Origin of the sequence: Ornithinibacillus jepli (assembly GCF_047228935.1) — a bacterium.
Taxonomy (GTDB): Bacteria; Bacillota; Bacilli; order Bacillales; family Amphibacillaceae; genus Ornithinibacillus.
This window is the reverse complement of the sequence record NZ_JBFEGG010000004.1, coordinates 113838-129301: the sequence shown is the minus strand read 5'-3', so window position 1 is coordinate 129301 and position 15464 is coordinate 113838. Positions and strand designations below refer to the sequence as shown.

General features: G+C 35.9%; 15 protein-coding genes and 1 riboswitch. Of the genes, 1 reads left to right on the top strand and 14 read right to left on the bottom strand.

The annotated features are described in order from the left end of the window. Positions 1–29: 29 nt before the first annotated feature. The 10 genes from AB1K81_RS15060 to AB1K81_RS15015 form a co-directional block, all read right to left on the bottom strand. Positions 30–1697, bottom strand: a complete 1668-nt coding sequence (locus tag AB1K81_RS15060; RefSeq protein ID WP_412977496.1) for a metal ABC transporter solute-binding protein, Zn/Mn family — start codon at positions 1695–1697, stop codon at positions 30–32. 364 nt (positions 1698–2061) lie between these two features. Next, a complete protein-coding gene (locus AB1K81_RS15055) occupies positions 2062–2784 on the bottom strand; it encodes a hypothetical protein (RefSeq protein WP_412977495.1) in 723 nt (240 codons plus the stop codon). A 4-nt stretch (positions 2785–2788) separates the two neighbouring features. Then, positions 2789–3649, bottom strand: coding sequence for an ATP-binding cassette domain-containing protein (locus AB1K81_RS15050; protein ID WP_412977494.1), 861 nt, complete (start codon positions 3647–3649; stop codon positions 2789–2791). Beyond that, entirely contained in the window at positions 3646–4014 is a 369-nt protein-coding gene (locus tag AB1K81_RS15045; protein WP_412977493.1) for a GntR family transcriptional regulator, read from the bottom strand. The genes AB1K81_RS15050 and AB1K81_RS15045 overlap by 4 nt, the downstream gene beginning before the upstream one ends. A 190-nt stretch (positions 4015–4204) precedes the next feature. Further along, entirely contained in the window at positions 4205–5806 is a 1602-nt protein-coding gene (locus AB1K81_RS15040; protein ID WP_412977492.1) for an ABC transporter permease, read from the bottom strand. Continuing rightward, complete coding sequence (locus AB1K81_RS15035) at positions 5806–6723, bottom strand: ABC transporter ATP-binding protein (RefSeq protein WP_412977491.1); 918 nt, start codon at positions 6721–6723, stop codon at positions 5806–5808. Before AB1K81_RS15035 ends, AB1K81_RS15040 begins: the two co-directional genes overlap by 1 nt. A 12-nt stretch (positions 6724–6735) precedes the next feature. After that, entirely contained in the window at positions 6736–7347 is a 612-nt protein-coding gene (locus tag AB1K81_RS15030; RefSeq protein WP_412977490.1) for a TetR/AcrR family transcriptional regulator, read from the bottom strand. 221 nt (positions 7348–7568) lie between these two features. After that, positions 7569–7711: riboswitch (cyclic di-AMP (ydaO/yuaA leader) on the bottom strand. Positions 7712–7793: 82 nt separating this feature from the next. Continuing rightward, positions 7794–8654, bottom strand: a complete 861-nt coding sequence (ant(6), locus tag AB1K81_RS15025; RefSeq protein ID WP_412977489.1) for an aminoglycoside 6-adenylyltransferase — start codon at positions 8652–8654, stop codon at positions 7794–7796. 87 nt (positions 8655–8741) lie between these two features. Next, positions 8742–9509 (bottom strand): FixH family protein, encoded by a 768-nt coding sequence (locus AB1K81_RS15020; protein ID WP_412977488.1) that lies wholly within the window; start codon positions 9507–9509, stop codon positions 8742–8744. Positions 9510–9557: 48 nt separating this feature from the next. After that, positions 9558–10145, bottom strand: coding sequence for a DeoR family transcriptional regulator (locus tag AB1K81_RS15015; RefSeq protein ID WP_412977487.1), 588 nt, complete (start codon positions 10143–10145; stop codon positions 9558–9560). A gap of 336 nt (positions 10146–10481) precedes the next feature. Between AB1K81_RS15015 and AB1K81_RS15010 the strand changes: the two genes are divergently transcribed. Then, positions 10482–10721: a heavy-metal-associated domain-containing protein gene (locus AB1K81_RS15010; protein ID WP_412977486.1), complete on the top strand. Its 240-nt coding sequence runs from the start codon at positions 10482–10484 to the stop codon at positions 10719–10721. Between the two features lie 250 nt (positions 10722–10971). Here AB1K81_RS15010 and AB1K81_RS15005 read toward each other — a convergent pair whose 3' ends face one another. From AB1K81_RS15005 to AB1K81_RS14990, 4 genes are all read right to left on the bottom strand, one after another. Further along, a complete protein-coding gene (locus tag AB1K81_RS15005; RefSeq protein WP_412977485.1) occupies positions 10972–12426 on the bottom strand; it encodes an Msr family ABC-F type ribosomal protection protein in 1455 nt (484 codons plus the stop codon). Positions 12427–12946: 520 nt separating this feature from the next. After that, on the bottom strand, positions 12947–13918 hold the full coding sequence (locus tag AB1K81_RS15000) for a tRNA dihydrouridine synthase (RefSeq protein WP_412977484.1): 972 nt from the start codon (positions 13916–13918) through the stop codon (positions 12947–12949). A gap of 342 nt (positions 13919–14260) precedes the next feature. Then, the gene (locus AB1K81_RS14995; protein WP_412977483.1) at positions 14261–14761 is read right to left on the bottom strand and encodes a hypothetical protein; all 501 of its coding nucleotides are present in this window, start codon (positions 14759–14761) and stop codon (positions 14261–14263) included. A 3-nt stretch (positions 14762–14764) separates the two neighbouring features. Further along, positions 14765–15223 carry a hypothetical protein gene (locus tag AB1K81_RS14990; RefSeq protein WP_412977482.1) on the bottom strand — a complete coding sequence of 153 codons (459 nt, stop codon included), beginning with the start codon at positions 15221–15223 and terminating at the stop codon, positions 14765–14767. Between the last annotated feature and the right edge of the window lie 241 nt (positions 15224–15464).

Here is a 15464-nt window from a genome sequence, read left to right as displayed (position 1 = left end):
TCCCCTAATTCAACTGGGGAGCTTATGCATTATTTAGTAGCTTGATTCAACACTTCCAAATTATATTCCATTAGTGAAATATAGTCTTCTTCATTATCAATATCTTCTTGAGTTAAAACCGAAAGATTATGAATGGTTAATGGTTTAGCACCAATCTCTTTTTGTATTACTTCTGTCAATTTATTCGAGCTATTTTGCTCAAAGAGAACGTATTCTAAATTATGCTCTTCTGATTGATTAATAATTTCAGTAATTTGCTTTTGTGAAGGCTCATCTGCTGTAGACAGTCCATGAATAGCAATCTGATGGATACCATAACGCTCTTCCCAATATCCAAAAGCAGCATGAGATACAATTATCGATTTATTTTCCTTTGTTGAAAGCAACTCCGTGAACTTACTATCAAGATCTAATAATTTCTCCTCTAGTGCTTTAAAATTCTCGTTGTATAATTCTTCCTCTTCTGGATTCATTTCAATTAATTGATCCTTTAAAATTTGCGCTATCTGGACCATACGCAGTGGATCAATCCAAATATGAGGGTCATGATCCCCTTCATGATCGTCAATTTCAATTATAACTGGTTCAGATTCTAAAACAACTTCATGATTATCGCCATAGAATACTGCTTTTATTTGTTGTCCATCCACTTCTGCTACACTCTCAAATTCATTTGACGTTTGACCATCAACTACTGTCCAATCTCCCCCATCCGGATTTAGGATGAACCAATGTACATGATCATACGTTACTGCTTCATCAATATTCGCTGTTAGATTAATAGAATCTCCAGTATGATAATGCCCTGATAACCCTTCTATTTCAGCATCTACACTTTCATTATTGTTTCCATGATCATAGCTCTCATCTTCGTGCTCATGCTCTCCTGCGTGGTCATGGCCCTCTTCTCCATGTTCATGCCCTCCTTCATGGTCATAGCCCTCTTCTCCGTGCTCATGCTCTCCTTCATGGTCATGGCCCTCTCCTCCATGTTCATGATCTCCTTCATGGTCGTCAATCTTAATCGTTACCGGTTCAGATTCTGCAACAACCTCATGATCTTCACCGTAAATAACCGCCTTTATCTGTTGTCCATCAACCTCTGCCTTCATATTAAGACTGTTTGATGACTGACCTTCCACTACTACCCAGTCCTCCTCATCCGGATTTAGCGTGTACCAATGTAGATGATCATGCTCTGTACCATGAATTACTGCTGATAGATTTATAGAACTATCTGTGTGGTAATGGTCCGATAAGCCAGTGATTTCAATAGTAATCTCTCCAGACTCTTCATGTTCATGATGTTCTTCATGACTATGACCACTATGGAATAATTCATCATACTTCCCCATCTCGATCAACTTTACATTTTGTGAGCCTAGTGATTCCGCAATAGACTCTGAAAAGCCCTCCATCCCAGCTCCTAAATAAATGAACGCATCACTATTTGCTATATCAATAATATCCTTTGAGGTAGGTTCATATGTATGCGCATCTGTACCAGGTGGAAAAACCGTTTTTACCGTCGCAGTATCCCCTGCTAGTTGTTCGACTACATATTTAAACGGATAAACAGATGTATATATAGTAAGCTCTGAATCTTGTTTACTACTAGAAGCATCTTCCGCTGATGAACACCCTACAGTTAATAGCGTAATAAAAAATAAAATCATGAGTGTTTTCATATACTTCATTTCTCAATCTCCCTTATTCATAATTTGAACATTTATACTATATCGTAATGATTACGATTTGTAAACAGTAATCATTACGATTTAACAAACGTTTTTTGCAGATGATTATTTTTCCTTAGAAATAATTGACGGATTAAGTCCTATGAGTAAAACCATCCCACAAAAAAAAGCCCCTTTCTTAATAAAATGGGGCAACTAATTTAATTTTTAATATGATTAAGAAAAATATAGATTTAATAAGCCGGGGTATTACTATTGCCTGATTATTGTTAGTGTATTTTCGCCAACGAATAATATTGATTTTAAAGAGTCATAGAATGAATAAATGGCTTAGAGAGTATCCCTAAACCATTCTATGTTCATTCTATTCTTTTCTCGTCTTCGGCTTCAAAGGTGCATTTCGCATAATTGGATAGGATAATAGCAAGGATCCAACACCACATAGACCAACTAATGATATCAATGTCATCCCTAGCTCCTCTAAATCTAATCCTGAAAACCATTCTATGCTGCTATCTAAATAACCACCATAGTACAAAAACATTCCTACAAGCAATAGGACCATCAATATAATAGTACTTTTTCGCATGCCTATCCGAAAATTTATACTATAAAGTAGAAATGGTACCCCGAACAAAAAGAGACCAAACATTATATCGATCCATAAATACCCAAAGAAATGATATTCTGGTAATATGACAACACCTGGATGAAAAATATTAGCTCCGATGTCCCACTCTAGGTATACTGTTTTTAAGATAAACTGCAAAACATTTAAACATATTATGGTTATGACGACAGCTATCACTCCCACAATACTATATACTCTTAAAAGTTGTACTCTAGTGCTCCCTAACCCCATAGCAATTGGATACAACATTTTATAACCTATTAAAGAGAATAAAATAATAAAGAAGTAGGCTGGACCCGAGATAGAAGCAACTACTTCATCACCAATTTCGAATACATATCCTGATAAGAGCCAAAATAAGGTCAATGGTATCGTAATGTAGACAAGCACTAGTCTACCTAGGAAATATAACACATCCTCAGATACTAAACGTATTGTTCCATACAATGAATTCATTTTATTATGCCTCCTCTGTTTTATTTAGTAAATAATCTTGCAGTTTTACTTTTTCTATGGAAAGTCCGTGTAATGCTGCAATTTCTTTCCATTCTTCGTTATAAGGTGCATCAACCATAACCTTTAACCTAGATCCAAGATTGCTAGTTTCTAATATTCTTTGATCAGCTATAGCGTCATTGACTTTACTTTTCTCACCGGATAACCATATCCCTAACTCTCGTATCTCATCCATTCCTTCATGCAAAAATACCTTTTCATCATGTATCACCACAAGGGAGTCGCAGATAGACTGTATTTCTTCAATGTGATGCGTCGATAACAATATCAAACGTGGATAGTCTTCTTGAGCTTCTCGTAATTCCTGATGCATCTTCTTTCGCATACTTGCATCTATACCATTACTCGGTTCATCCAAAATTGTAATTTCTGCACAACTAGAAATACCGATTATAAATTGTAAAGCAGACTTCATTCCTTTCGATAACTTCGAAACTTTCTTCTTTTCATTCAACTTAAAGACCTTCATAAGCCTTCTTGCCAAATCATCATCCCAATTGGAAAAATAGTACCTTGCAAATCTGAGTGCATCCTTAATTGTCCAGATAGAACTAAACGGATGATCTTCTTGCATATAACATATATGCCTGACAACATCAGCACGATTATAAGGATTGTTTCCCATGATCTCGATATTTCCTTTGCTTGGCTTCTCATGGCCAGCTAGCAGTTTCATTAAAGTCGTTTTTCCAGCACCATTTCTCCCCCATATTGCTGTAATACCATGTTCCTGTTCTTTGAAAGAGATATCCTCAAGTACCATCCCTTCACCGTAACCATACGTTACATTCTCTACTCGTATCATTCCTTATCCTCCTCTTTGATAAGCATCAATACCGCATCCACACTCATTCCCAATCGTTTTGCTTCTGCTAATAGTGGTAAAATATATTCCTTCCTATACTGTTTTTTTCTTTCGTTTAACAATTTCTCTTTAGCCCCTTCCCTAACAAACATTCCTATTCCTCGTTTTTTGTAAATGATTTCTTCATCCACTAAAGACTGTAGTCCTTTTCTTACTGTTGCTCTATTAATATTATAAAAATTGGATAGCTCATTTTCCGATGGAACCTTTTCTTCTTCCTTTAGCTGTCCCTCCACAATGTCATTGCTTATAATTTGGGCAATTTGTTGAAAGATTGGCAATGACTCATCTAATATTGGTTTCAAAAAGAGCACTCCTTTCTATTCTCTCTATTGCTCATGTTGAATAATTAATTGGTTGGTTGGATACTCGTGTAACCAACTATACAATATTAAGGTGTATTTGTAAACTCTTTTTGATAAAAAAATTCAGAAAAAAAAGAAGGCCTCCGTAAATTAACGGAAACCTTCAGTTTGATAAATGTGTTAATCGATGTTAATTCTCAATATCCCGCCGTCTAAAGCAAACAAAACTAATAGCCATTAACACTATAGCCAATACCGTTAATAAGAACATCGGCATAAATGTTGCATCCTCTATTGGAACTTTTGGAACATAACCAAATGGAGATAGCTTTCCTACCCATTCTGGGAATTGCATTAAGTTCCCTAAATATAGGACGAAAAAGGAATAAATAAAATATATCCAAATTAAGTAGGTTAATCTTGGTAAAAGGCCATTAAGTAATGCCACAATTCCAATCATAACAAGCATTGCTGGGTAAAATACTATAGCTGCACCATAGATCATACCAAAATCAAACCCTTCTTCCATTACAGAAGTTGCTGCTGACCATAGACCAATTGCACTTAACGAAATCATCACAAAGCCATTTACAATAGCTATCACAACGTATGAACCAATAAGCTTATACCGTGATACAGCCCTTCCTAGTAAATGGTCTAAACGGTTTTTCTTCTCTTCACCACGAAGCTTATTCATAGCCATTACAGCTGGTACTGTTGCAATTAACGAAATCACGATCATTAACGTTGGAATGAATTGTTCTGCTATAGAAGAACCTTCAGATAGTTGTAGCATTTGCATATACATTTCATTTCCTTCAAAAAACGATTCCAAATCACCAAATATCGATCCATAAGACACCCCTAGCACAAACATACCAATCGCCCAAGAAATAAATCCGGTACGTTGTAAGCGAAACGCCAAGCCAATTGGACTTTGTAAGAAACGCGATGCAAAACTACGCCCTGGTTTAGCAGCAATAAAGCCTTGCTCTAAATCACGAATGCTATTTAAGTAGTTTGCTATAATGAAAAAAATAATAGAAACGCCTACCATTAAAACAATCGGACCCCAATTATTAGATGAATAAACTTCAGCTTTTGACGCCCATCCTATTGGTGATAGCCACGATAATGCCTCATTACTTATATCCGTAACCGCACGAAACAGATACGCAAACAGCAGAATGGCAATGGACCATCCAATCGTTCCTCGTGAGCTTTCTGAGATTTGAGCAAAAATTGCCGTTATACCTGTAAACACTAATCCAGTCCCACCTAATACAGCTCCATATAATAACGAGCCTTCTAAATCGAGACTTTCGATACCGAGTCCATATAATCCAAAGCCTGTTACTAATGCTAAGGTAATAAATGTTCCGCTCGTTACGAGTAATGTAGCATTTAAGTAAGAAAGACGCCCAACTGGTAAGGAACGGATCATTTCTATCCGACCATCTTCCTCATCTGCTCTTGTATGTTTCGTAACGAGTAAAATTGCCATTAAACCAGCGAGCACCGCCGTCATGACTAGCATTTGATGGGCTGTCATTGCACCAATTGTATAATTTTCCAGATCACCAGTACCCATCATAGCTGTCATTGCAGGATTAGCCATTGTTTCGACCATCGTGTCTCTATCCTCTTGAGTTGGATATAAACTATCATAGGCAGGTGGTACGATTAGTGAGAATAGCGCTAATCCAATAATCCATAATGGTGCTCTTATTCTATCAAGACGGAGAATGAATCGTGATAATTTGCCTGTGTTAGAAAAAATACTATCGCCCATTAAAGGACACCTCCCGCTTCGTTCCCTTCCGTTTTATCTTTACTTTCATAATGACGCATAAATAGATCCTCAAGCGTTGGCGGTGCGCTTTCCAACTTTACTATTCCGAACTGGCTAATATGTCTAATTACTTTATCCAGCTCTTCTGTATCCACCTGGAATGTCAAACCTTGATCCTTTTCTTCTATTTCATGCACCCCTTGTAATTCCTGCAAAGCTTCTATCTTTTCCTTCGTTTCCACGAGAATATGAGTACGGGTTAAATGACGTAGCTCATTTAGCGTTCCCGTTTCAATGATTTGCCCTTGACGAATGATGCCAACTCTATCACATAATTTTTCTACTTCAGATAGAATATGACTAGATAATAGGACACTTTTCCCTCTACGTTTAACATCCATCACACATTCCTGAAATACTTGCTCCATTAGGGGATCTAGTCCTGAAGTTGGCTCATCTAGAATATACAAATCAGCATCTGATGAAAATGCTGCTATAAGTGCTACCTTTTGGCGGTTCCCCTTCGAATAGGTACGACATTTCTTAGTAGGATCTAAATTAAATTTCTTAATTAACTCTTCTCTTCTGCTTTTATTATTCGTTCCTCTTAGTTTAACGAATAAGTCAATTACTTCCCCACCAGTTAGATTTGGCCATAAATTGACGTCCCCTGGCACATATGCAACTCGTTTATGAATTTCTACAGCATCTTGCCAAGCATCTTTACCGAATAATTTCACTTCCCCCTCAGTAGCCTTTAAAATACCAAGTAATACACGTATCGTCGTAGATTTACCAGCACCGTTAGGACCAATAAATCCAAACACTTCACCACTTCCAACCTCAAAGTCAACACCGTCTAAAGCCGTAAACTTTCCAAATCGCTTTGTTAAATCTTTAACTTCAAGAACACTCATGTTTCATCCTCCTTATTTGTAAAAACTAGACTTTAATATGTTAGAATAACTTTCCCATTCTTTCAGATATTCCTCTCCAACTAACTCAAACGTATCTAATTGACTAATTGCCTTCTCTCCAAAGCCAAACATCGTCCAATTCATAATTTCTATCGCTTTTTGAATATCAATATCTTCACGAAACATAGAGTAATCTATATTCTCATAGATTTTGGAAACACCTTGTTCCTGAATAGTATCAATTCGATTGCTAATTTCCTTCCTTACTTCCTCTGATTCCTCAAGTTTTAAAGAAATTAGAAAATCAAATATTTTAGGGTATCTCTTTTGGAGATGTAACTTATACAAGCCTATTTTCTCAAGCCTTCGAAAAATATCTCTTTCATTCAAATCAATGTGTTCATATATTTTCTCGATAATTTGAACACTGTGTTCGATTAAATAAACATATAAATCTTTCTTGCTAGTAAAATAGTTAAACAGTGAACCTTTTGATATTTGTGCCTTTTTTACAATTTCATTTGTGGATGCTTTCGCATAGCCACTCTGCATAAATTCTTCAAACGCAGCGTTTATTATACGCTGTTGTTTTACTGAATCTAAATTATGAAATAAAGAATTCAAGATGATTCCCCCCTTTCTATTTTGAACAAAATGACCAATGTGGTCATTCGTAATCATGAGGAAAGGATGGGCGGGCTATCTACAACCCTATGAAACTTATTACTTCTCCATATGTTCCCTCCCAAAATTCCCCAACACAAGCAATAATTCGCTGTACAAAGCATGAAAAAAGACCATCACGAATTAGAATGGTCTTAAGGTAACCCTTAGACCTTTCTCTCGAATAATACTTGTAACGCTTACGAGGTTAGCTGTCGGATTAGGGACTGAGAGTATCCCCTCTTACAAAGTAAGATTCACCCCTAGATAGATTAACTATCATTATTGGTTCCCCCGCTCTATAAAGATTCAGCGAATAAAAGGTGTTCGGAAATATAATTTTTACTATCTACCCACAAATTACTCCCTTTTCCTTCTTTTGTCAATGACTTTTTAAACAAAAAAATCTACATTAAATCGACTTCAAGATAAATCCTTTTCGTATACTGTGTTATCGCTTCATCATAACCCGGGTAATCATATGCTAAGCTTTTAGCAACAGACTTAGAGTACTTTCTAAATAGTTCCTGGCAAGCAAATAAAGCCCGCCACATGTTTTCGTAGCTATCTTGAGTATAGGTTGTAAGTAATGTCTCCCAATCAGTCTTTGGCAAATAGTGGTTAATAAATTTATAATTTTTCCCCAAACTGAAATTAAATCCTCCTTCTAACCCAATGTGCCAAGACATCATTCGTAATAAATTCGGTCTAGCAATCTCACTCAAGTGATCGATGGCATATAAGATTTCTCTCCTGGCAAGCCCCTTCACAACATATGTGGATACAAACCAAAATTCATTGCAGCAATCATCAAATTCCCTTGCTGTAGGCTTTTTTATCCAATACTTTCTATCATTCGGGATTACCTTATGTTTAATAAGGCTATCTTTATCAAGAAGTACTTCTACTAAACCATCACTAGAGGAAAAGTATTCTGCCACTTCATTAACTGGAATTAATGTTAAATCTACTTTATTCCCATCTGCCAATATCATGAGATAAGAAAACCAATTCCCAAGCTCTGGCGGAAATAACTCCATAGCTTCTGGTTTTTGCATGATTAAGCGCTCTCCAAATCGGTCTAACCATCGATCATTCTCTTTAAAAGAATCCATATCTGTTACAAAATAGGAAATATCATAATCTTGAAAAGTGTCATGGGGAATGTTTTTATTTGTACGTGAGCCTTCTAGTGTTACGAAGCGAATTCGATCATCATTTCTAGCAAACTCAAGGAAAAGATTCATCATTTCTTTCTCACTTCTCATTTTCGTTACCTCCCGATTTATTATTATAAAAGAAAAGTGAAAGCTTCCTATTAGGCTTTCACTTGTTCCGAGTTCATGACGACATATTTATTTTACTTCTATCGTGTGTTCCTCATGCTCATGCAGGCCCTCATCATTCTCAACATGAATAACAATTGTGTACGTTCCTGCAGTATTAAAGGAATGCGAATTACTATATTCTCCAGGAGCTGACTCTTCTGTATCAACCCAAGCATACTCTTCCGTTCCATCTTTATTTATTTGATAGCGAACTCTTGCCCCTTCAAGAGGTTCATTATTCATTTCTAAATGTAATCCAAGTTCGACTTCTTCATTTACTTGTACATCTTCAAGCTCAATAAAGTGCATAGCAAAGCCTTCTGTATGGCTATGGCTATGTCCATGTTCATGGCTTCCTTCATCATCGTGATGTTCTTCCTCATGATGAGCTGCATGACCTTCACCAATTGTAATGGATTTCTTAGGCATCGTATGCATATCTCTTGCTGTAGTATGAGCATAAATTTCATAAACTCCATCTGTATCAAAGCTTATTTCTGCAGTGTATGTTCCATCCGCATTGTTAGTTGCCTCAACAGTTGTTGTTTCATCTTCATTACCTTGCATCCAATATTCAAATTCCATTTCATCCGCATCAGTTACTTTGTTATCACCATATGTAACGATAGCTGTTAATTCCACCTTTTCTCCAGCCTCAGCTGTTTCAGGTAATTGAAAATCAACTTCTAGCACCCCAACTTCTTCTTCCACTTCCGTATTTCCCTCATCCTTACCACATGCGGCTAAAGCCACTACAATCAATGCAAACATCAGTATTCCAATATATTTTTTCATATTTTAAATCCTCCATTTATTCTAAATAAACAATAGTTGTTTATACTTTTATTGATGATTACTACAGCTTGAATCATGTCCACTCATCTTTTGAAAAATAGCATCCAAAGCTTCACTAAAACTATAAACGCTTCCTCCAAAGCCTTTCACGAAATTATCGGCATGTTCCTTCCACTCAAAAGTTAAAATCTGTGGTTGACAGCAGCCCATCTCAACCGTAGTATCCATAACATACCAAGCCAATGGTGCACTAATCGTTGTCTGTCTAAAAAAGTCAGGACAAATCGATTGAATTACTTGATCACCTAATTGACGAGTACGGAGAAGTCCACAATGAGCACAACACGCAACTTCAATTTTGTTCTTAGGCATGAATAAGCGGTATGCCAAACGTTCATTTACTTTACGGTTGCATAGAATACATTCATCTGAAGATGATTTTTTATTATTGTTATTGTTTGCTAGTGTAACACCACCAAACGTCTTTAACAGAAACCCTTCATCAATTAACGGTTTTAAATCCCTATGAATCGTCATCTCGGATACACCGATTACCTTACTTAGATCTGAGATTTTCATAGTATGATGTTCTAACACTAATTCTTTAATACGTTTTTGACGTTCGAGTGGTAACATATTAATTCCTGCCTCCTAACTCTCATAACTATTCTTAACAAAAAATAACAACTTCTAACAAGAATGTATCAGCACTACTATAATTATTCAATATAATTCATGTGAATAAAGTGTGAAAACATTATTAATCCCATAAATGTTCATGAATTATTCAAAAATAAGTAAGTTTAATTTCTATAATTCAATTGTTGATTATATTTAACAAAATCAAACATACGTTATATCAATAATGGAAGCAACTTATAATTGGAATTCCTTTTCATATATTCCTTTAACTCACAGTAGAATGAAATAGAGGCATGAAAAATTCGTCTAATAACAAAGGTGGTGAACAGAATGAATGAAACAATTTACATAGATATAAAAGGAATGCATTGTCCAGATTGCCCAAAAAAGGTAGAGAAATCTCTTTCAAAACTAGTTGGAGTAGCCGAAGTAAGTGTTAACTATGAAACAGAAAATGGCACTGTCACATTCAATCGTGATTTAACAAGCATTTCTGAAATCGTTAATAGGATAAATAAAATGGGATTTACGGCTGAAAATATTCAAAGTAAATCGGAGACGACGATATAGTACAGCTAATAAGAAGAGGCTGGGACAAAAGTTTTTTAGTCAAACGAATAACCGAATGTAGTGCACCTACGACGCACCGGAAATATACTACGCTTTCCGCGGGCGGCTGGTGAGCCTCCTCGTGCTAACGCACTTGCGGGGTCTCACCGATGCCTTTCCTCCCGCTGGAGTCTCCGTATATTTCCGGTGCTAGTATGGTGAATCATTCGGCTTTACTTCTGTACAATTTTGTTATGTCCCAGCCTCTTCTTTACTGTTGAGTGAGCTTTTTATCTACAATTTTAAACTGGATATCTGCTACATTCTTAATGAATTGCTTGTCATGCGACACAAAGATTATCGTTCCATCATAGGAAGCAACAAATCTTTCTAACGCCTCAATCGCACGAATATCTAAGAAATTAGTTGGTTCATCTAGTAATAAGATGTTATATCTACCTAAAAATAAATGACAAAGTTGCAGCCTAATAGCCTCTCCACCACTTAAAGATTTCACTTGTTTCTGAATGTCATTACCAACGAACAGCATAGAGTGTAATACACTCCGTAAAAAACCTTCTTCATAATCTGAACGATTTTTTAAAAATTGTAAAACTGTTTCATCCGTTGAAAATTGATAACTCATTTGTCGGAAATAACCGAACTTCGCTTTAGGTGATATGGTTATTCCTTCTTCTTCCTTCATGATATATTGCAAAAGTGTACTCTTCCCGCTACCGTTTGGTCCTGTGATGGCAATTTTCTTCCCTAGTGGTAGTTGAAAGCTAACATCTTCCAATAATATTTTTTCACCAGCTAAAACGGTAAGTTGATTAGCCATAACCGGTACCTTATTATGGAGTTCCAATGCTTTTGATTGATGAAAGACAATCGGTCTTTCGCCTGGAACTGCTTCTACTTCCTCTAACTTCTCCATTCGCTGTTCGATAGCTTTTGCTGCACGGGCCATCGCCTTTTGACTCGTACCTTTTGATTTGGTCATAAACGTCTTGTTAGGCTTTGCATTTGCTTCCCTTTTGGTCATCTTACCAGCTTGTGCAACTTTACTAGCCTTTCTCATTTTTTCCTGAGCAGCTTTTTCTAGGCGAGACTTTTCCTTCTCGTACTGTTCATATGCTTGAGCTTGTTGTTCTCGTTCAAGTTGCTTTTGAGCTACATAATCAGAATAATTTCCCGAATAAACGATTACCTTCCCGTCACTAACCTCCCATATCGTCGTAACTAGTTCATCTAATACCGCACGATCATGGCTAATCAGGACAAGGGCTCCATAATAATAACGTAGTTCTTCAAATAAATAAGCAATTCCATCCTGGTCCAAATGGGTAGTAGGCTCATCCATTAACAATGCCTCGTAATAATTACTAAACAGCTGAGCTAATTTTAGTCTCGTCTGTTCCCCTCCACTTAAGCCTTCCATTTCTTTAGGGACGTGTAATTTCCCAAGTAATTTCGGATCAGCTTCTCTCTTAACAGGTGGTTCCATTTGTTCGAAATAACCAAAATCAACATGTCTATTCACTTTACCTTTTGTTGGTTGAATCTCACCAGCTAGTAACTTCAGCAAGGTACTCTTCCCTGCACCATTTTCACCAACTATACCGATGCGGTCAAATTGATGTACCGCCAGTCTTTCCATTTTTAATATCTCTTTATCTAAAAAATTCACTTCTATATTTTCTAACTCGAAACAAATTTGTTCCATATTGCTACCTCCCGAAATATTGTTATTTATTTCGTACCGATAGCTTGAATCGATACGAGCATTGAATAATCAAAAGCTCGTGTATTAAAAGAATAATAGTAATTGCATAGAACTTCCCTCCTATCTTTATTTCTATAAAAATAAAACTCACAGACGTCTGCCTGTGAGTTAGAGTAAAGGGATGTGTCTACATAATAATTTTGTTAGGTTAAATACCGCATCACCCTCAAAAAGGGGAATCAAAACAAAAAAAAGAAAGGCAGAAAATCCGCCTTTCTTCATTTGAATTTATATTTTACGAAGATTATTAAAAAAGGACAGACTAATCCCATTAACTCTGTCTCACAAACAGAGCCTTTGACCGTATTAAATTACTGGTTCAAAGTTGGGAAACGTAGTCTTATTGAATACACTTTTTCATAATCCTCCTTAACGTTAAGTTACAGTTAGTATTATATTTTGTTTAATTAAGAAAGTCAATTTGTTGTTTTCTTAGAAAATGCTTGTTTTCAATTAATAATTAGTTTTTAAGATATCTTAACTCAAATTCATCTAACAAGGAACGCGCCTCATCTGTAGACTCTGTGTTCATCAACTGATTTCTTAATTCACCCGCACCTTTAAACTCACGGATATATATCTTAAAAAATCGATGAAGTGCCTTGTACGAACGTAAGTTTAATGACGTATAGTTATCATGGAGGTCCAGATGCAATCTTAAAAGATCAAGTAATTCCTTACTACTATGTTCTTTCTTCTCTTTTTCAAAGGCAAAAGGATTTTTAAAAATGCCACGTCCAATCATAACACCATCAACACCATATTGTTCCGCAAGCTTTTGCCCTGTTTGACGGTCAGGTATATCTCCATTGATAGTAAGAAGTGTATCTGGTGCCACCTCGTCCCGAAGCTTTTTAATCTCGGGAATTAACTCCCAATGAGCGTCTACCTTACTCATTTCTGCTCTTGTACGTAGGTGAATAGAAAGATTTACAATGTCTTGTTTTAATATGTGTGTTAACCAGTCACGCCATTCTTCTACTTTTGTATAGCCCAGCCTTGTTTTAACACTTACAGGTAATCCTCCAGCCTTTGCAGCTTGTATTAATTCAGCAGCTACGTCTGGACGACGGATAAGACCACAGCCCTTGCCATTCCCTGCTACATTAGGTACTGGACAGCCCATGTTAATATCTATACCTTTAAACCCCATTTCCGCCATACCGATACTCATTTGTCGGAAATATTCAGGCTTGTCCCCCCAAATATGAGCTACAATTGGCTGCTCATCCTCCGTAAAAGTTAAGCGCCCTCGCACACTCTGAATCCCGTCTGGGTGACAATAACTCTCCGTATTTGTAAACTCAGTAAAAAACACGTCCGGTCTTCCTGCTTCACTAACCACATGACGAAAAACAACATCTGTTACATCTTCCATTGGAGCTAGTATATAAAATGGTTTTGGTAACTCATGCCAAAAGTTATCATTCATATATATTCAAATCCTCTCATTACTAGTTTAGCTGAAAAAGCTTATAAATTCATTTAAGTTCCCACACTTCAAGTTATATTCCGCGTCAATTTTATTAGGAAAGAAAAAGAAATATGAAGCTGGAGAAAGATATAAAATTTCACTTTTGATATTGTACCACATTTAGCAAAAACCAAGTAATGACATGGATAAAAGTAGGACAAAGAACATAGAGAGAACTAGCTAAATTCAAACCGGAAAATGATATTCCTAGTAATAATTATTGCAGAGTAAATTAGGAAAGCATTCTTCTGATAAGTGATAGAGTGATGGCAAACTTTTGAGGTGATTGTGAGAAATTCGCTATTTTTCTATTAGTTCATAATACAATCGTTGAATGAACTTTAGGTAGCAAAAACATAACGTTAAAACAGACAAATATACGATAAAGGAATACATCAAATTCCATCCAATATAGATAAATACGTGAAATAACGAAGCTACCCATTCCGAAAATGCAAGCATGATTGACCAAACTAATATATAAATAACTGTAAAGATACCCTTTAATTTCCACCTAACCATGAAATACACAAAAAAGTACCCTACTAGTGGATAGGCTATTCCTAAACATAACCAATCGTATAAATCCTGTTTGAATGTGTCGAGCGCCAGATACTGTTTAAATTTAATTCCTATAACATAATCCGTCCATTTGCCTATTGAGGCAAAATAAATCAGTATTGCTACAGTGATAACGGATGGTAATACTATACGGAATACAATAAATCCAATGATAAGAGAAATAAGAACGATTATTACAAACCACTCATTTTCATCAAAATGGACGGGTAATAATAACATGTCTTAAACTCCTTTCAAAAGGAAAAAATAAATACGTCTAAAAAGAAATACAATAAGAAGAACAACACACCAGACTAACCATGACATCCACATTGACATTTGATGATGTTCCATAATTCCTACAGAATCTGCTGTATATTCTAAAGCAACGAGGAAAAATGGAATGTTTACTATCAATAAATATTTCCATCTATGTTTACGAATGGATAAAAAGAATCCTACCATCCAAGTGATCAATGCTGGTACCAGTACTGCACTGATTACAACAAACGAAAAAAATTCATCCATATTATTAGAGGTTGATATAAGTCCAAGGTTTAGGCCACCCATACTATAAATATCATTAACTAGATTAGAGATAAATACAATAAGTACAACTGCTTCTAGTTTGTGAAGACAGTTTGTTCGAAATGCTAGGATAATTACCAATATAGTTAGTATGATGGTTATTGTTAGCACCATTAAAAATTACCTCATTAATATTACTCTATGGTTTCTATATATCAGCAATACAAATTTCTAATTTATATTAACTCATGGCCATAGTAGTGTCCGTCGCTTTTTAAATTCTTTGATTATATTTAGCATCACAATGACATTTTATTCTTTTATACTCTATATTTTTTGTGACAAAGTTAACTTTTTAACGAATATGGAGTAGTAGAATTAACCATTTCTTGTTCTGGTCTTGTACCTGCAAATA